Below are 18,913 nucleotides of genomic sequence, written 5' to 3'. Positions count from 1 at the left end.
TCCAATTTTTTCATTTTTGTTTAATTAGAAAAAATCAGAAGATCACGGATATCTAGCAATATAAGTTTCCCAACGCTTCATACTTCCCCCTTATCTTTTGATAAATAAAAAGCCGAGAATAACAAAATTCGTTATTCTCGGCTTTTTAGCTGCCATATTATTGGAAAAAGTATAAAAATAGCCCCAACACTTTATTTAAAATGTCAGAGCGCTTATTTTGTTTTATTCAATTTTTTATCTCATTTTTTCATTGTATTATATATAATCTAGGTAGGTACTTGTCTAAAATAAATATGAGATTATATATATCATAATAAAGTTAAAGCAGATATCTAAAATTAGAATCTATTTTTAAATATATTTAAGGCTTCCTTCCACTTTAGTAAGTGTATATTTCTTTTCTAAGAAGTAGGGTCCAATACACTTTTTACTGTATTGTTGTAGAATGCTAATGTTATTTTTTCTACACAGCGTTTCATCATTTCCAACCATTCGATCATGAAGTCTGTAGAAAGTCAGACACTTCATCTGTTGTTGGTTAATGTCTTTTGCAGGGTTACTATCAATCAATTCAAGTTCGACTGTATAATCAAGAGCTATTGTAATTACTTTATATAATTTCAAGATAGCCGTTTTAGCCGCCTGATTTTTCTGCATCTGATAATCGCTGTATTTTATCCATAATCAAAATAACCCATGTCCAAGTTAGCTATATTAAAAACATCTAGTGCTAAAATCATAAATCATTCCAAGATATTGACTTCAAAAATTTCTTTATCAACAACAAAAGTGCCCTTATCGGATAGCACGTGAAGCTCCTTATGATTTTGGAATACTGCAATCCTATTGGAAACAACTTCCGCTACCTTTTGATTGCTTTTCGCTTTAAAATCAATCCTGTAAAGATATTTATTATCATCTTCATTAGAATAATAGATGTATCTATCGTCATAATGAAAAGTATAGGCTGCATCCTCCGTTATTTTCCGTAGGCTGAAATCATTTAAATCCATGGCATAAATCCTACCGTTATCCCGTGGATTTAAAAAGAGCAGCTGATTATCCTTAAGCATCATATTCCTTGTTACCACATCGGGAATTATGAAATTCTCCTTCGTTTCCACATCCAATCTTACCACCTGAAACCTGAGGTTAACATAGTAAATATACTTCCCGTCAAAAGCAATCTGTTCAATATTTCTGGGGAATTCCAGGATGGTTTCTGCTTTCCTAGTTTGCCGGTCCACTTTGTTTATTTTACTCCCTGATGTGGTACCCTCTACCAGGTATATATATTTATTATCCAGGAAAAAGCTTATGATTCTGCTGAAAGATCTACTATCGGACTTTATAGTGCCCAGAAATGCCTCTTTTTTTATTCTTGTATCCAACTCATAGATGATTCTTTCATCATAAGTATCCCAATCAATTTCTACAATGGAGGTGCTCTCCTGTAACGCACCCGCCTGCGTATAGGTTTCTTTGTTCCTAATATAATACAAGTTATTGTCATATATATAAAATACAGTTCCAACATCAAAAAAACTTGCGAAAGGATTTTTAACAGCATCATATCTGCTCCCGCTTTCCTTGTCCTGGGCTATAATCTTATTTCTCCCCTGTATATAAAAAACAGCATCCTGATTTTCTGAGAATATGCGATTAATTTGCATATTGAAAACACGTGAATTTTCATTCATCTCATCGCTTTTTCCGCATCCGGACAAGAGGGTGGATACAATTATGATAAACAGTGTTATTGCTCGATTCATTGTTTTTCACCTGCTTCTCTTTTTGTAAATTGAACTTCCCTTCTTATAGGTTGGAAATTGATGTATTTTTTTATCATCACCAAGATCATCGTCAGGACTATGAAGATTAAAAGAATAGCTATTATTTTAAATTCTGTATCATTAATAGCCCTAAATTCCACTTTAGGCTCTATTGCATCTACACTGTCCGTTATTTTATCCCCTCTGAAGAAACCGCTGCCCAACATGAAGCCCAGGGGCAGAGGAAGTAAATACTGAATCCATTGGGCAGTTAACCCAAAATAAGGCAATAAAATGGCTGACGTACTGATGAACAAGGTTAAAATTGTTTTTTTGGTGCAGATGGACACGAACATAATTAGAACAGAAAAGCATAAATAGCCAAAAAGCTTGTAACCGGAGACCCTTATAAATGCCCCAAGAAGGCTCATGTTTTTTAAGGAGCTGTGAAAATATTCAAGGCTTTGAATAGGATAATCCCCGTCACTTAACCCATATCGAAAGTTAAAATAAGTATATTCAACCAAGCTAAAAAGCAAGCTCAGTAAAGTTACCATGCCGAAAGCCAACAATATTTTTTTCAGCACTAAAGTTACTCTGCCTTTTTTGCTGCTGAGTAAAATGATATCCATTTTGCTTTCATATTCATTGCAGAACATGGGAGCAATAAGGAGCAGCAGTAGGAAAAACATGGGCAAATCTAAGCGCTCATGGGCAAGAAGGGCATTCCAACCGTTGGTATATAAAAAATAACGGTTATCAGGGTTTTCCCTTATATACATGTATTGATCATAGATTAACTGAAAACCCTTTTCCTTTTCTATCTGTTCTTCAAAGGGTTTTGACAGGGAATCAAGTTCTTCTTCCGGCATTACCTGATTATAAATGACGCCGTCATAATAGTCCGAGTATAGGTTTTCAAGCTTTACTTTGGCAGATGCAATTTTTCCCGATTCATCCCGTAAAAAGCTCTGGGTTTCCTCTGTCAAGGCTCCCTTGACCTGTTCCAGATAGAATAAATAATCTTCCTTATCCGCTTCCAGTCTTATGTCTGAGCCGTTATCTAAAATTATTAGACTCAAAATTTTAAGAAGCACCAATAAAAGAATAAACCATGCCCCTTTTTGGTAAATAAATACTTTTTTTATCTCAAATAAAAAATCCCTCATTTATTTTCTCTCCTTCATCCTGCCGAGGCTTGCATTATTTTTGCTTGTCATTTTAGTTGCCAAAACAAAAGCCCCTGCGAGAAATATCACAGATAAAATCACCCCTATAAACTTATGAACCGGAAAGTCCAGTATTTTAATAAATCCAGTATTTTTAAATAGCTCCCTGTTCGCAATGAGTTCAATGGGATTGATAAATTTCATTTTTGCGAACTCATTGAAAAGCATTAACAAAAATACCGTGGCCAAGCTTAAAATATAGGGTAGCAGGGCTCTCCTGAAAATTGATGATAGAAAAAGAATCATTGAGGAAACAGCCATTAGGCCGATTATTTTCACCACAGCCGACAGTATTATAAATTCCCACATTCTAACATTCAAAGGTGTCAGCATGAAATCCTTCAGTGCATATAGCTGATTGTTGAGACCTGTAAGTCCGTAAAAATAAGAGAAAGCAAGAAAATCAAATATATAAAACCATGCGCTGATTATAATCACATACAAAAAAGAACTAAGTATTTTAGCGTTGATTGTCTCTTTCCCTCCCTTTTTGCTTGTAGACAGAATAAGATTCATTTCGGTTTCCTTCTCCGCCACAAATACAGGCACCAGAGCCAATATGCTCATTAACAGAATAAGAAAGGATGAAAAATCATAACGAAACAGATTTTCATACATCTCCGTATGGTAAAAATCTGTAACCTGTCTGTCGCCGAACAGGGAAGCAATTTTTAAATTGCTTCTGTATTGATAATTGTTGTCCACGGACCGGAAAAATTCGAGGTTTTCCATTGCTTTATCCGCAATTTCCAAGGCATGGTTTCTATACATATATGAATATTCCATGGGGCGCACAAAACCCAGGTCCAGCATTCGGTAATCTCCAAAAGTATAGCCTGTATAGGTCTCGGGATCATATTCCATACTATAGCTTCTTTCAACAGCGCAAATCTGATAGAGGGGAGTATATATCTCCATCAAAGCATTGATTTTTTCATTGGTGATTTTGCCTTTGAATTTTCCCTTATATAAATTCCAGAATACTTCACTCCTATTTGTTTGTTCGGTTGAAAAAACATGATTTTCTTTATAATAGTCATAAATCATAAAGATATTTATCAATGTAAGCAAACATAACGTGACAAAAAGGTAACGTTTTAAAAAATTTTTCCGTATTTCAAAGATTAGAATTTTCATTTGCCATCACCTGTTTCGCAATAATGCAGAAAAACGTCCTCTAGGTTAGGGCTGATAGAAGATGCTCCTTCTACTGGCTTTTGCTCACTAACCACCCTTATTGAGTAATGGCCTTCATTAAATACAATATTGCTGATACTGAATTTATCTAAAAATTCCTGATTGTTTGCTGTGTCAACCTTTACCTCCCATACCTTCCCTCTCATTTCGTCTATTAAGGACATTGGCTTATCTTGTTTAATAAGTATGCCTTTCTGAAGCAAAATGACTTCATTGGCAATATACTCCACATCTGAGACGATATGGGTGGCAAGCAACACAATCCTATCCTTTGAAAATTTGGATATAAGATTCCTAAACCTGATTCTTTCTTTGGGATCAAGACCTGCGGTAGGCTCGTCCAAAATTAAAATTTCTGGATCATTGACCATGGCTTGAGCAATGCCTAAACGCTGCCTCATGCCACCAGAAAAGGTACCTATTTTTTTGTCGGCTACATCAGATAAATTAACCATTTCCAACAATTCTTTAATCCGTTTTTCACCTGTTTTCTCCGGAACGTCCTTAATTGCACAGATATATCTCAAAAATTCTAGAGCTTCAAAGTTTTTATAAAATTGAGGAAATTGAGGCAGATATCCAATTTTGGAAACAAAGTCCACCCCCATTTTCTTTACATCCACATCATTGAAAAACACCTTCCCCTCATCCGGGTTTAAGATTCCTGTTATAACATTAATCAATGTTGTTTTTCCTGCTCCGTTCTGTCCTAGTAAGCCATAGACACCTTCTTTCAAGGTTGCAGAAAAATCCCTTAAAGCCTCTTTGTCTTTGTAGCTTTTTGATATGGCGTCCAATTTCAGTATCATATATTCACCCTCTTAAAATTCATGGATTGTTACCACCGGTTCAGAATTATAAAAAGCGGAAACAGCAATAAAAGTATTCGTATCATCAAAAGTTTGGACATAGGTTTTAATGTATTTTTCATCGGTTTTTCCATCAAATTCCTGTTTCGTTTCCTTGAATAGCTTACCTGTTTTACTGTCGTATATTCTATAAATTACTTCCTTGTCATCGTTTTGGAGGCATGTTATAAAATACTTCCCTTTTCCCAAAAGGAATACATTTTGACTCTCATGCTTATTCTGTAAGGTATGCCTGTGAATTTGCCCTGTTGCATTATCAATTATAATTACTTTCCCCACAGGTTCCCCGGTATTAATGGGATAGGCATCTTCACTAAAAGCAACATAATAGTCAGTTGCTTCCATATTTCTGAGACGGGGCAACTCCGCTTTTTCATTGACCATCTCGGTACCATCTACAGAAATAGTTCCGAACGTTGGTTGTTTCTTTGAATTTCCACCTATCTTTTCATAACATGAGCCAATAAAGGCAATCTTGGTATCTTTGTCAAAGAAAGCAAGATCGCTGAGGTATGTAAGCCCGTTATTGGCTTCCGTATTTTCTAAACCCAGATTTAATAGGGTTTGTTTTGTTCCCTTAACCAGATCATAAAGAAATAATCCGGTATCTGTAGCGAAGGCTATCTTCTTACCGGTTTTGTCCACAGCTATGAATTTTGGGGATTCTCCCAGTACTTCATTCAGGTTTACTTCCTGTACAATATCTAAATTTTCATTGTAATAACAAGCCTTAGTGATTTTTTGGCTTTCTGTATGTTCATTACCTACAACACAGTAGCCTTCCTCTGTAGTAAAATATCTTTCAGGGGGATTAAAGTCTTTTAATGGTCCCTCAGCTACTACTTTTTGGCCTTTCACGTCAAACAAGTAGAGCTTATCTGATTTAACAAGGATTTTACCCTCGCCTGCCTCAAAGATGAAATTTCCTCTCCGAGCGTTGATTCCTTCAAAAGGATTTGCACCTTCAAAATTGATTCTCTCTGTGGAAGGAGCAACATAAGCCTGATTATATGATCCGCCGGGGCTGTTCTCATCTTTTTGTTCATTGGTAAGCGTATTGTAGCATCCTGCCAGGATAGCGATACTTAATATTACAGTTATTACAATTGCCTTTTTCATTTTCTTCCTCTTCTTCCTCGATTTTCTTCATTAATTGTCTGTCATCAATAACATGGATTCTGTTTTCTCAATAAAATCATCACTCCCAATGGGTACGGATATGCTGTACAAGGTATTCTTTCCTTTTATTTGGCTTACATCCAAGTACATTTTATACTCCGCAATACTGCCTTTGACTGTATTCCATTCCAAATAATCATGTCCCTGAATGCCTATGGGCTGGTGATTGAGGTAAAATGTAGTTCTGTAAGTTACCCCTTCCTTTCCAAAGCCCCGGAATATGAGCGGAACAGTTTCTCTCCCGCCGGATACGATTTTATTATTATTATACAGCGCGTAATTTCCTTCTTCAAATAATTCCACGAAGATGCTTTTATCCAGCCGATTCTCATCCTTATTTTTATTATTTTCGTATTCCTTTCTCATATCCGTTGAAATTTCCTCTTCTGAATAACTTACATTTTTCAGGATTTCATCCTTAGACAATTTATCTTGCCCCATATATACGGTATTTTCATGAAAGGTCATTTCAACTGGGTTATGAGTGGACATTTTGTGGTTCATACCATATATTTTTTCTGAATCTGGTATAAAACTAGGATTATATATACCTGCGAAGTTTATTTCCAGTGTTTCGCCTACTTTTCCCATGATTGGAGTAAAGATAATTTTAAATTCTTTATATTCATTTTCATCCAGCTTAAAGACATGGAAAAAATCTCCATCCTCATTAGGATAATCAATTTTGAAAGGTTGTGGGATACCTTCTAGGAATAGAAGTAAGCCATATTCTAAAGTAGCAACACCCTCATTTTCTATAAAATAATCAATCTCCAATTCTCCGCCGTTATAGTTACAGACTACAGGACCGTTATTTAAGCGAGCATCTACCGGTCCGGATCCAAATTGCGCTATAACTGTCCTTGATCCGCCATCATCCCTCCCATTGTTAGCATCGAAGGGATTATCTTTCGGTATTTCACCCTTTGCATAATCATCTGGAATCTCATTGGAGCAACCTGCAAAGACTACTAAACTGATGACTATCATAATAATAAAAAACCTTTTCAATTTTCTTCACCCCTCGGTTTCAGTTTATGAAAACAGTTAATCTATAAAAAATCTTATTTTAACAATTTTAAAATTTAGGAACCACCGCCCTCCTAGAAGGTGGTTCCTAAATTTACGTGATAATTAATATAGTGTCACTGTATACGCTACCGCTGATCTGCTCCCTCGAACTTCATGAGAGCCATAAACTGCGGAACCATAATAAAAGTCTCCATCAGTCAAGGTTTGCAGGAATCCCTCACCATAGCTGCTACGCTCTGATCCTTGCGCATAAAGCCTACCTGTATCATTATCCCGCACCTCGTAGCCGTTTACTAATCTTCCAGTTCCATCATTATAGTCTATCGTGGTTTCTATTATCCAACCATAATTGTAGCCCCATAGTGTTCCATACTTTCCTGCATCCACACTATCCTCATCGTATGCTGCCATGGCAGAAATAGGTGCAAAAACCGTAATTACCAGAGCTACAATTAATAAAGCTGTTAATTTCTTTTTCATAGCTTTTAACCTCCTAAGTTTAATTTTTATTTTTTTCTTCCTTTATGTAATAACTTAGCTGTCGCTGTTGTACCAAGCTTCATTATTGAGTTCAACAAAGCTTGCATCAATACTTTGGCGGACCTTTACCATGTAACATGACACGACCTCCTTTCTTAAGAATTTGATACTAATGTATCTTTATCAACAGAAACACCAATTTTGAATATATTTTTATAATCTAAGTTATCTAATCACCTTTAGAATTTTAAGTGTTCCCGTGATAATTCAACGAAACACAATGTTTATATGTGTTTGTCTCATTTTCATACTCTTAAGCTTATAAATAATAAATACTAGTAAAATCCATTGTGCTTGTCCGTTTTCTAGTACATGAATATTAGGATAATTGCTTCTGAACACTTACTATATACAATGAAACAACTACATTGAATTAATTATAACATTATTGTTTTTTTGTGCGAGAAATTGCTACGAACTATACATTTTAATGTCATGAACTAAGATTTTAATGCTGTAGTTCCTTTCTATTTTTGTTAATAAAAATTCTAAATATCAAATTTTATAAAATCTGAGTTCTTCTAAAAATTCAAATGTGACCCATTCTAATTCTTTCTCTTACATTACTCAAACAATAAAAACTGAGAATAATAATTATTTTGTTCTCAGCTTTTAAATGGATTCTCTATAAATATGTGTCATACAATATTATGTCCAAAATTTCATGCTATGCACTTCAAAAAATGCAAATCTACATAGCCAATATGAAAGACCAAGACATACAATCAAACCTATCCTCATACAGATTTATTTTTCATATCTATTGATTTCAAGGTCTTAATGGAATAATTACTTTGTCACATGTACTATAAACAGGAGCATAAAAAGTTATGTCAACTTTATCTTGTATATTTTTTATATTAGAAAGAATTATTTTTATATCCTCTTCTTCAGAAATTTGTGAATCTGCATCTCTATAAGGATCATCCCATATAACTCTTACATCTTCCACCATATATTCATTTAATTGATCTTTATTTACATCAGCTGAAATATTTTGTAATTTTAATTCATTAGTACCTACTAAGCTTTTACTGATAGCAAGGTTTATCTTTTGTGCTTTCTCTTCCATTCTATAATTGCTGTTCTCAGGAGTTCTATAATTAAATTTTTCATTATATTCATCCCATTCGGCGTTATTAATTACTAGTTCATTATCACCAAGGCTGAATTTAACAGGCAAAGAATCGTATTTACTTATACTCACATTAGAGCGTACATCGTTATCTGTAATAAAGATATGTGGAATAACTAATTTAATCCCATTCTCCAATTTTTTATCAAAGTAAAGTATATTTTCATTGTTATTATCTATACTATAAAATTTATTTCCTTTTGAATCTAAAAGATAAATTTCCTTAAGTGGGAAAGATATGGATTTTACCTCATCAGAAGACTGTGATAATATATTGACTTCTAATTTATTTTCCACATAGCCTGTTACTACAGCAATATCTGCATTAATATTTTTGATGGAAATATAGTTATGATTCTCAAGAGGAATTTCTGGCAGTTCAGTCATAATAACAGGTATATTAAATTTATCATAAATAATATTAAAATTATTTGTAACTTTTCGGAATTCATAAGTACATCGGGCGCTCCATTGATAGTCATCAAGGTTTATAATGATGTCGCTTGATTTAAGCTTTGCTTTATTATTTTCCTCATCTACTATAGTTATATATCTTTCTATTTCTTTTTCAATTGTAACATTGCCTTCCATTGTCAGTGTGACAGTCTTATCCTCATTGTAAGCAGCATTTACCTTTATGTATTTTTCTTTATCAGACACTTCTACTGAACCTAACAACCCATATACCTTATTTTCTCCATCGTTGTAAAATATTTTATTTATACCTGGAAGATAACTGAATAGCTTTTGGGCAGCATAACTTATCTGCTCATTAAAAGCTAACAAAGACAGTATCATGATAGGTAAGATAATAACTGCTGCTGGTTTTAAGCGATTATGCTTGTTTTTTCTGATTTTATACTGTATATTCCTTTTAGTGTTATCTGTAATTCTTATGCTTTTCATATTATTGTCTATGTAATCTTTTAGATTTTCAAGATTATTCATAAATGATTCCTCCTAATTCATCCTTTAATAATTGTCTTGCTCTCGAGAGACGAGTAAAAGCATTTGACTCCGAAATATCCAGAATTTGTGATATTTCATTAACTGATAATTGTTGATAATAATACATTAAAATAATTTCCTTATATTTCTTTCTTAAGTTCATTATAGAGTTGAACAACTCACTTTTTTCTAATTCGGCAAATATTTCTTTGTCGGAAACCTCCTCTTGAATAAACTCCTTATTTTCTAGCGTAACCTTTCTTTTCCATGGATTTCTCAGATAATTTTTACATGTATTAATACATATCTTTGTAATCCAAGTTTTCTCCGTTGAAAGCCCGTTGAAGCTATGAAAACTCTTATAAACTTTTAAAAATGTGTCCTGACAAGCATCCTCCGCAAGTTGATAGTCTTTTAGATAAAGATAACATAGTCTCAGAATTTCCGTACCATATTCATCAATTAAGCTATTGAAGTGCTCTTCAGTTAGTATTTTTCTGCCCATTTCTACCCCTCCTTACTATATTAGACACTTCATTACCCATAAACCTTACATTATTATTATAGAATTGAATATAAATGTAAAAATATCGTCAACAAAAGCGTTGACGATATTTTTGAGTAAACTTTTACCATTAATACACTTCACCTGAACCGCTTATTCTTGTTCCTTGTGTACTTGTATACTTAATATAATAAGCTTTATTTTTTACAGCAGTGCCATAAGCTGTTACATCATCCAAATCGAGTATCGGCGAATTAAATTCAAAATCCCCATTACTACTGTAGAATGAAAGTCGCATTTTTTGCCTTGCATCGGGTTCAAAATAATGATATATTCCATATCCTGTTGATCCGAGAGAATCTGGACAAGGCAGATATTTATAGTCGGAGTATATATAGGAGCTGAAAGAATAACTAAAGTATCTTGATGAATCGTTTAGATCCCAAGTCTTAGTAGGTACACTAGTTCCCATAGTACCTATCTCTGGCAATTTTAGAAATTCGTATCTTTCGGGAGATGGTTTTATAATACCTGCTTCCTCATATGCTTTTATATTTTCTTCTCCTTTAACTATTATGAATGTTGGATATGATTGATCCTCAAATTTTTCCTTATCTTCATCCGCATAAGCAATTACAGAAGTCAAACATAACATAACACATAGACTCAATATAAATATTTTTTTCATTTTATTACCTCCTGACCTTATTTTTTAAGTCCATTTCTAACAACTTTCTGTTTTAAATCTCTAACTGAATAACTATTTTAGATTAAAAAACCTTTCTTAAATGCTATTTCCTTCAACAATAAGACTTCAGAATATCCTTTCACATACTTATTGCTAAGTATTATTCAAGTTATAAGATACCTAATTGGTCTTAATTTTATTTGGTGACCTGATATTTAACATTATAACTTACCACCTTTCGTTTTGGTCTTTCATTAATATGTAGATATAGTATCTATATATTAATAAAATCATTTACTATTTCATGAACGTTCAAAGTGCTAGCTTTATATTAATTAGAAATCGTCACTTCTAATACTAGCCATGTTTTACTTCAAACTCAAAATTAATCCTTCATAATACTAAATCTCTTTTATATGCCTGTACATTTTTACTTTACAATAGCAACAATCTTGTATTAATTATAACAATTTTATTTTTCTGTGCCAGGGATTGTCATGAACTATATATATTAATGTAGTGAACTAAGATTTTTAACAGAATTTAATGCTATAAACCCTATTATTGTTACTAAAAATTCCTGATTTCAAAGTCAGATACTCAATTTGTTAAATACGAATCATATTTGATAAATTGACCCACTACATATCCTGAACCTTCACTGAAAAAATAGACCTTCAAGTATCTACACTTAACGATACTTGAAGGTCTTAGTCATTTGATGAAAGTAATTGCTTATAATACAAATATGCTCCTTCCTATTAATTCTTTATCTCCTCCTACTTGTCAATCTTTCCTAATATTTTTACTATCTCTTGAATAATTAAATCTATTACATTTCCAATTTTACTATACTCTTCAATAACACCTAATGCACAATGTAGTATATTATAAAATAGTCCACTCTTTAAAATAAACCATTATGCCTCATGGAAAATATTTGCCTGTCCAGCTATTAGCTGAACAATTTTTTTGTTCTCATTCAACAAACATTAACAATGCCGTATGGAATATATTGCTATCATATTTAAATTCTATAAGTCCATTGTATTTTTCTAAAACTGTTTTTACACTTTCTAACCCTAAACCATGATTGGTTTTATCCCTATGTGAAGTAATAATTTTACCTTTTTCTTTTATGATTATTCCATCAAAGGAGTTATCTATCTTTACAATTAATCGTCCTTTTGTATATTTGATTTTAATATCGATATACCTATCTTTTTCTAATTTTTTTACTGCATTTAATGCATTATCTAATAAGTTTCCTAGAATGATGGTTATGTCAAATGAAGGAATGTTTAGTTCTCTAGGAATATTTAAATCTATATTTACAGCAATCTTCTCCTTTTCCACTTCTCGTAATTTAAAGTTAATTATGCTGTCTATAACAGTATTTCCTGTTGATGCTAAACCTTCATTATTATTAAACACTTTTATCACTCCCGATAGATATTCTAATACCTCTTCATTTTTATTCTCTTCTACTAAGGCATATAAAGATGTCATATGGTTCTTTAAATCATGCTTTATTGTTTTTATAGATTTCAAAGATGCCCTCATTAGTTCAAGCTGCTTTTCATAATACTTATTTTGCTGTTGCATAAGTATCTTATCTTTCTCCTCTGATAATATTCTTGAAATTTCGTCATATAAGTAAAACGTTGCGAAATTAATAAATAATACCAATGCTATAGACATAAATATTGTTACAGATGCAAGCCCACTTACCATAAATATTGTAATTAGTAGATATAATGTTCCTATTGGTATAATAAGTATGCATAACCAGTAGGTATTAGGAACAATATCTCCTTGACGAATATTTTTGTAGCTTCCTATAATCAGTACTACAAAATATGATACTATTCTTATAATAATAATTCCTAAAATTGATTCATAATCATTTCTTATTAAAAGATCTAATTTAAAATATCCTGTAGATAAAACAATTATCATTTCAATGCACATTAAAGTAAGGTATATTAAAAAAGTTGTCAAAAACCTCTTTTTAAAACTACCCTTATAATTTAATGTTAGCATTAAGAAAAGTCCCAGATTTGAAATCAAGAGTATAATAGGGATCTTAACAAAAATATGTAGGATAGTAATAGCTATAAAATATATAATATAAGACCCTATTTCTATTGCCTTTTTATTTGTATTTTCCTTTACATAAAATATCTTCATAAACTTATATATTGTATAAGTCATAAAAATATTGCTAAAAATATAAATGGAATTATATATATCGATGCTCACTACTTATTCCTCCTGCTCTATACTCAACTGTATATCTTTAACTTCTTTTCTTCTCGCTTGACTTATGGGTAATATAATCTCATTTGACATAATAACTTCCTCATATCTAAAAATAGATATATGATTATAATTAACTATGTAGGATCTATGAATTTTAATAAATTGATATTTCCTAACTATCTCAAATATATTCTGCATTACCCCATAAAAAATATCTTCACCTTTTACAGTAACAATTCTTGTTTCTCTGCCAAGGCTCTCAAAATATATGATATCCTTTATTGGTACTTTATGTGATTCATTTCCTTTTTTATATGCAAATATTCCCCCTAGTTTGTCTGCTCTAGTCATAGCTAACCTTAGATCTTCTATCACTTTGTTCGGATCAATAGGTTTTGGAATAAAGTGCAAGGGCTGTACATCAAACAGCTGACGATCATAACCATCTTTACCTGAGATATAAACAATGTCCGTTTTATGATTCTGCATCGTATTTCTTATCTTCTTTCCAACTTCAAGTCCATTCATACATTCCATTTCAATATCTAAATATATTAGGTCAAAGTTGTGCCCCAATTCCTTATATCTATACAATTCTTCCCCTGAATAAAATACTATAATATCTATCTCTAAACCAGTTCTTTCCGAATAATCCAATAATATATTCTCAATTTGTGAACCTATTATCTGTTCATCATCACAAATCGCTATTCTAAACATAATTCATACCCCCTTAGCAACATGATAACTTACAGTAACTATATCACATCTATACCCTCTTTTGATGAATTATAAAGAATTAAATATATAAATATTAGGCAAAAAGACCACTATCCTAACAGGTAGCGGTCTTTCATTTCTGTAATCCCACGTAAAGTAAACTAGAGAATTATTAAATACTAATAATCCTTTCAATTCGAAATTCCTAACATTTAACTAATCCATAATATGCAAATCAAGAATATATATTGGATAGTTTCAAGATTAACTATTGATATTTATTCTTTGATATCTTTAATTTTTCCAAGTACAAGCATAACAGAAATCAGACATATACCCATAATTATACATATCGAAATTTGTTTCTCACCTGTAAACCAAAAGAGTAAAGCAAATCCAATTAAAACGCCTAAAATAATATTTGTCCGTTTTTTGAAAATCCTCTTTTCCTCTTGATCTAAGGGCTTGTTTGCATCCTCTACTGGTGCCATTAGTAATATGAATATACCTGATACTGTTGTAATAATAAAGCAGATAAAACCATTCCAAGGAATCAGCTTTATTAGCCAGAGTACTGCTGTTATCATCACAACAGAAAATAAGTAACAACTGAACGGAGTACTTGCATGATAGCCTCCTGCATAAACCCTAAGAATACTGTAAGCAACCATAAAGATTACACTTTGCCAAATCATATTAAAGAAAAAACCAATTATTATTATGGTTATCATATTTAAAAGCAACAATAAGCCTTGTTTAAAACCATAGGAATAAATATCTTTTTCCTCTACATTAATGATTTGCATACTTATTAATTTGTCCGTAAGTATTTCTGATAAATCCATTAAAACTTACGAAGCTTCCTAGCTCCTTCTGGCAATTCAGGTTGGTGAGCAATAAGCATACAAGTTGTATTAACGTTTAATGATGTTACCATTAAAGCTAAGCTCGCCAATGTCATACCGACTTTTAATCCCAAACTCCTTAAGTTTCTCAAAGCTAGTCCCCCTTTCTTTGTTAAATAATTGTTTACTTTTATTATAACAATTTAATATTTCTGTGCCATGATTTGTCATGAACTATATATTATAATGTCACGAACTAAAGTTTTTATAAGTTTTAATACCAAAAATGTTATGTAATCATTACTAAAAGCTACTAAATCTATTTTTTGAAATATCTTTAACCTCTATATTCCCAAATCTATTTGTAAAGTAAATAATTAAATTATCGCTGTTTTGAGAAATAATCCAGCCCTGCAACCCATTGATTACACCGTCTATTGCACTTTTTCCTCCCTCCGCTGCAGTTGCAAGCAGATAAATATCAGAAAAGAAGGGGAACGGGACCTCAAACTTAATCCCGCCCTTGACTTTTTCATGTTTCACCCCGTTTTTGGGTAAAGAAAAAGCCAGAAACAACAAAGTTATGTTATTCCTGGCTCTTACTCGCCGAAATTAGAAAAATGGGTAAAAAATAACCCCGACACTGAATGTCGAGGCTATCTTTCATATTTAATTTTTGTCCATTACCTGTCCACAGTAAGCAGTGTATACTATGGATAATTCAAAGTTAGAACACAGATTTTCCATATATAATAATAGTTCCTTTTTATCTAAATCCTTGACTCAATCTTAACTCATTTGGTATTTCATTAGTATGGGCAATTCGCACGTGGGTGAGAATATGAATTTTTATACTCCCTATAGGATGCATCACAATTATCACAAATAAAAAAATCATATACATCTACATAGCAAGTGGGACTTGTCCTTGAATGTACTTCCATTAAATAACGTTTCCAACTTGTTCTATCACAACAAGTAATTATTCTAGCACTTTCATTATTATCTAATTGATGGTTAGAATCCTGATAATTACTTTTTTCTAACTTTCCAGAAATCATTTTTCCTACTATTTCTGGTATAGACTTTTCTTTGAAATCTGGAACGTCAATAATAAGCTCAAGAACTGTTTCACCTTCCTCAGAAAAAACTACGTAAGCGTCAAAACGCCCCCACCTTTTAAAGATGAGGACGTTATGGTAATCTAATTCTTATTAGGAATTTTACAGCCCTCAGGTATTGAATTTGACCAAGGCAATAATTTATCTAATTCATCCATATCTTCTAAATCTATATTGGGTAGCTTTTCAAATAGATAATTTAAATAGTAGAATGGATTTAATCCATTGGCTTTTGCTGTTTCTATAACACTATATACCATAGCAGATGCAGTAGCACCTTTAGGGGACTTTGAAAATAAAAAATTCTTTCTTCCTATAACAAAGGGTTTTATTGCTCGTTCAGCTCTATTGTTACTTATTTCTAATCTACCATCTAACATAAATGATTCTAATTTACTCCATTGGTTTAAACAGTAATTTATGGCTTTTCCAAGATTACTCTTCGGTAATACTTGCTCTTTCTTTATATTTAACCATGACAAGAAAGCCTCAAGAACTGGTTTACTTTGTTCTAGGCGTTTGATATATCTTTCTTCTGGTGATAATTCTTTTAAAGCTCTTTCAATTCTAAAGAGTTCATTACAAAAATCAACTCCTTCTTGAGCATTGGTCTTAGATACAGTGGAGTCTTTAGGCAATGCCTTTAATGTATCTGTAAAGCCACGTCTTGCATGGGCAAAACAACCAACTTGGATAACATCTGATACGTCATTGTACCCTTGATATCCATCTGTTTGCAAAAATCCTTTGAATCCTTTTAAGAATTCTTTTGGATGTTTACTAGCTCTTGATGGCTGATATTCATACAAGAAAATCTGTGGTCCAGGTGTCCCAGTGCCATATAGCCACATATATGATTTGCTTGTAGGCTTTTTACCTTCTTCATCTAATACTTGCATGGTAGTTTCATCTGCAAATATTACTGTTTCATTTAGAAGGTAATAATGCATCCTGTCATAAAGATATTTAAGCCAGTTATTTGCTCCATGTATTATCCAATTAGCAAAGTTTTGTCGAGATAAATCTATCCCAAAGTTAATAAACTGTTGCTCCTGCCTATATAGTGGAACAGCTTCTGAATATTTACGATTCATAATATATGCTAGTAATGAAGGGGATGCGAAACTGCCAGGGAGCACTGGGTTTGGCATTTTGGCAGTAATAATTGGTGTAGTTGTATTATCTTTCTCACATTGTCTACAGGCATATACATAGCGGACGTGTTCTACTACCTTTACTTGTGCTGGAATAATTATTAATTCCTTACGAATCTCTTTACTCATCTCGTGAAGGGGACCATTACAGGTAGGGCAGATTTTATCTTCTTCCTCTAGCTTATATTCTACTACCTCTACTGGAAGATCATCAAAGGACTTTTTATTTAAACCTTTATTCTTTTTACGTTTGTATGTAATTTCTTCAATGGTAGGCTCTTCCTTTGCAGGACGTAATTCCTTTTCAGCTTCATTGAAGACGGATAATTGATCAGGGTGAGTTTGTTCACTTGAAGCTCCAAAACGTTTTTGCTGACTTAAACGAAATTGTTCTTCATACCAATTCAATTTAGCAGTTAATTCTTCAATTTGTTGGGCTTGAAGTTTACATGTATCCTCGAGGGTTCTGTTTGAACTTCCCTCTGTATTTAGTTTTATTTCAGATGATTTCTCTATTGTTTTCATGTCTTAATTATACCATTTTTGGAGTAAAAAGGATACTAAAACATCCCGTTTGAACGTTGAATTTACAACATTTATCAAGATTTATGTGGTCCTAATTATTAAGCTTTTATCTATATAATTATTCGTTCCTTTACAACTGGGTGGGCATTTTTTTGATGGATTGATAAACCATCTAATAACCACCTGAATTCCCTGTCCCCTACTAGTAAAGTTTTAGAATCTGAACCAACTGGCCATTTAAAGGCACCTTTTTCTAATCTTTTGTAATGTAACCAAAAACCATTTAGATCCCATTCTAAAATTTTTACTTTATCTCGTTTTTTATTACAGAAAACGAATAAACTTTTTGAGAATGGATTAAGATTAAAACTTTCTTGAACAAGGATGGATAGACCATCAATAGATTTTCTAAGATCAGTTGGACCCATTGCTAGGTATACCTGATCTATGCCACTATTTAGCATTGTGAAAGAATCCTTATTACTGATTCAAAGGTATCTTTATCAAATTCAGGAGTTACTTCAATTGTTGCTTGACCTATGATAACCCTTAAAGGATCATTAGATTTAAACTCTGCTATTGGTGCTACTGGAACTACAGATGCCCATTGTAGTTCTTTGTTTTCTTGGTTTGATTCCTGTTTCTTTTCATTGTTGAATTTATTGATGTAATATCTCAGTTTATGTATAGCAATACCTTTGTCATCTGCCCATTTAGCTGCTGTTAATCCGCTGGATCTGTAATCTTCAATTCTTTCAATCCAGAGTTTTCTACCTTCTTCATTCATTGAGATAACCCCCTTTATTAGTGTTAAAGGTATTATCTCATAGAAATTAAGGGTTGAAAATGTGGGCTAAGTTTGACGCTTACAAAACTACTATACCTAATCCATTTTCCTCATGTACATCATTTTTATGTTCATTTCCATCTGCATAGTCACTAATTATAGAGATATTATCCTTATTAGCTACATTCTGAGCAAATATTTGCGAACTGGAAAAGGATAATAATAAAGCAAATATGAACATTATAGAAAATACTCTCTTCGATTTCATTAAATAACCTCCTCTTTAAATCAAGTAGTATTTTTCAATACTTCTGATTAATTTTTTATTATTTTAGTAGATCATTTTAAGCAAAATAATTTTATTTTACATGAAATGTCTATTTTAATCCTCACTTAATAAAAGTA

At 32.3% G+C, this 18,913-nt stretch carries 21 protein-coding genes; all 21 read right to left on the bottom strand.

Annotated features, from left to right (window positions below; translation table 11 throughout):
• Positions 1–351 precede the first annotated feature (351 nt).
• The 21 genes from FYJ83_RS19760 to FYJ83_RS17755 all read right to left on the bottom strand — a co-directional run bounded on the left by FYJ83_RS19760 (position 352) and on the right by FYJ83_RS17755 (position 18,776).
• Entirely contained in the window at positions 352–657 is a 306-nt protein-coding gene (locus FYJ83_RS19760; protein WP_195838051.1) for a hypothetical protein, read from the bottom strand.
• An 86-nt stretch (positions 658–743) separates the two neighbouring features.
• Positions 744–1,772: a DUF5050 domain-containing protein gene (locus FYJ83_RS17850; RefSeq protein WP_154442853.1), complete on the bottom strand. Its 1,029-nt coding sequence runs from the start codon at positions 1,770–1,772 to the stop codon at positions 744–746.
• The gene (locus FYJ83_RS17845) at positions 1,769–2,941 is read right to left on the bottom strand and encodes a hypothetical protein (protein ID WP_154442852.1); all 1,173 of its coding nucleotides are present in this window, start codon (positions 2,939–2,941) and stop codon (positions 1,769–1,771) included. Before FYJ83_RS17845 ends, FYJ83_RS17850 begins: the two co-directional genes overlap by 4 nt.
• Entirely contained in the window at positions 2,942–4,048 is a 1,107-nt protein-coding gene (locus FYJ83_RS17840) for a hypothetical protein (protein ID WP_195838050.1), read from the bottom strand.
• 86 nt (positions 4,049–4,134) lie between these two features.
• Positions 4,135–5,007 (bottom strand): ABC transporter ATP-binding protein, encoded by an 873-nt coding sequence (locus FYJ83_RS17835; protein WP_154442850.1) that lies wholly within the window; start codon positions 5,005–5,007, stop codon positions 4,135–4,137.
• 12 nt (positions 5,008–5,019) lie between these two features.
• Positions 5,020–6,186 carry a hypothetical protein gene (locus FYJ83_RS17830; RefSeq protein ID WP_154442849.1) on the bottom strand — a complete coding sequence of 389 codons (1,167 nt, stop codon included), beginning with the start codon at positions 6,184–6,186 and terminating at the stop codon, positions 5,020–5,022.
• Between the two features lie 30 nt (positions 6,187–6,216).
• Positions 6,217–7,257 carry a hypothetical protein gene (locus FYJ83_RS17825; protein ID WP_154442848.1) on the bottom strand — a complete coding sequence of 347 codons (1,041 nt, stop codon included), beginning with the start codon at positions 7,255–7,257 and terminating at the stop codon, positions 6,217–6,219.
• A gap of 123 nt (positions 7,258–7,380) precedes the next feature.
• A complete protein-coding gene (locus FYJ83_RS17820; protein ID WP_154442847.1) occupies positions 7,381–7,758 on the bottom strand; it encodes a hypothetical protein in 378 nt (125 codons plus the stop codon).
• A gap of 829 nt (positions 7,759–8,587) precedes the next feature.
• Entirely contained in the window at positions 8,588–9,901 is a 1,314-nt protein-coding gene (locus FYJ83_RS17815) for a hypothetical protein (protein WP_154442846.1), read from the bottom strand.
• Positions 9,894–10,406, bottom strand: a complete 513-nt coding sequence (locus FYJ83_RS17810; RefSeq protein ID WP_154442845.1) for an RNA polymerase sigma factor — start codon at positions 10,404–10,406, stop codon at positions 9,894–9,896. The genes FYJ83_RS17815 and FYJ83_RS17810 overlap by 8 nt, the downstream gene beginning before the upstream one ends.
• Positions 10,407–10,536: 130 nt before the next feature.
• On the bottom strand, positions 10,537–11,094 hold the full coding sequence (locus FYJ83_RS17805) for a hypothetical protein (protein ID WP_154442844.1): 558 nt from the start codon (positions 11,092–11,094) through the stop codon (positions 10,537–10,539).
• Positions 11,095–12,072: 978 nt separating this feature from the next.
• A complete protein-coding gene (locus tag FYJ83_RS17800) occupies positions 12,073–13,053 on the bottom strand; it encodes a sensor histidine kinase (RefSeq protein WP_195838049.1) in 981 nt (326 codons plus the stop codon).
• A gap of 306 nt (positions 13,054–13,359) precedes the next feature.
• Complete coding sequence (locus tag FYJ83_RS17795; protein WP_154442842.1) at positions 13,360–14,076, bottom strand: LytR/AlgR family response regulator transcription factor; 717 nt, start codon at positions 14,074–14,076, stop codon at positions 13,360–13,362.
• A gap of 278 nt (positions 14,077–14,354) precedes the next feature.
• The gene (locus FYJ83_RS17790) at positions 14,355–14,921 is read right to left on the bottom strand and encodes an accessory gene regulator ArgB-like protein (protein ID WP_154442841.1); all 567 of its coding nucleotides are present in this window, start codon (positions 14,919–14,921) and stop codon (positions 14,355–14,357) included.
• On the bottom strand, positions 14,921–15,073 hold the full coding sequence (locus FYJ83_RS17785; RefSeq protein ID WP_229768644.1) for a cyclic lactone autoinducer peptide: 153 nt from the start codon (positions 15,071–15,073) through the stop codon (positions 14,921–14,923). The genes FYJ83_RS17790 and FYJ83_RS17785 overlap by 1 nt, the downstream gene beginning before the upstream one ends.
• A gap of 151 nt (positions 15,074–15,224) precedes the next feature.
• Positions 15,225–15,464 carry a hypothetical protein gene (locus FYJ83_RS20105; RefSeq protein WP_229768643.1) on the bottom strand — a complete coding sequence of 80 codons (240 nt, stop codon included), beginning with the start codon at positions 15,462–15,464 and terminating at the stop codon, positions 15,225–15,227.
• Between the two features lie 266 nt (positions 15,465–15,730).
• Positions 15,731–15,982, bottom strand: a complete 252-nt coding sequence (locus tag FYJ83_RS17775) for a hypothetical protein (RefSeq protein WP_154442840.1) — start codon at positions 15,980–15,982, stop codon at positions 15,731–15,733.
• A gap of 143 nt (positions 15,983–16,125) precedes the next feature.
• Positions 16,126–17,721: an IS66 family transposase gene (gene tnpC, locus FYJ83_RS17770; RefSeq protein ID WP_154442839.1), complete on the bottom strand. Its 1,596-nt coding sequence runs from the start codon at positions 17,719–17,721 to the stop codon at positions 16,126–16,128.
• 110 nt (positions 17,722–17,831) lie between these two features.
• Positions 17,832–18,185 (bottom strand): IS66 family insertion sequence element accessory protein TnpB, encoded by a 354-nt coding sequence (gene tnpB, locus FYJ83_RS17765; protein ID WP_154442838.1) that lies wholly within the window; start codon positions 18,183–18,185, stop codon positions 17,832–17,834.
• Complete coding sequence (gene tnpA / locus FYJ83_RS17760) at positions 18,179–18,508, bottom strand: IS66 family insertion sequence element accessory protein TnpA (protein WP_154442837.1); 330 nt, start codon at positions 18,506–18,508, stop codon at positions 18,179–18,181. Before tnpA ends, tnpB begins: the two co-directional genes overlap by 7 nt.
• A 79-nt stretch (positions 18,509–18,587) precedes the next feature.
• Positions 18,588–18,776 (bottom strand): hypothetical protein, encoded by a 189-nt coding sequence (locus FYJ83_RS17755; protein ID WP_154442836.1) that lies wholly within the window; start codon positions 18,774–18,776, stop codon positions 18,588–18,590.
• Positions 18,777–18,913 lie beyond the last annotated feature (137 nt).

Origin of the sequence: Tissierella pigra, assembly GCF_009695605.1 — a bacterium.
Taxonomy (GTDB): domain Bacteria; phylum Bacillota; class Clostridia; order Tissierellales; family Tissierellaceae; genus Tissierella; species Tissierella pigra.
Note: the sequence above shows the minus strand (reverse complement) of the source record. Positions and strands in the feature narration are given on the sequence as shown.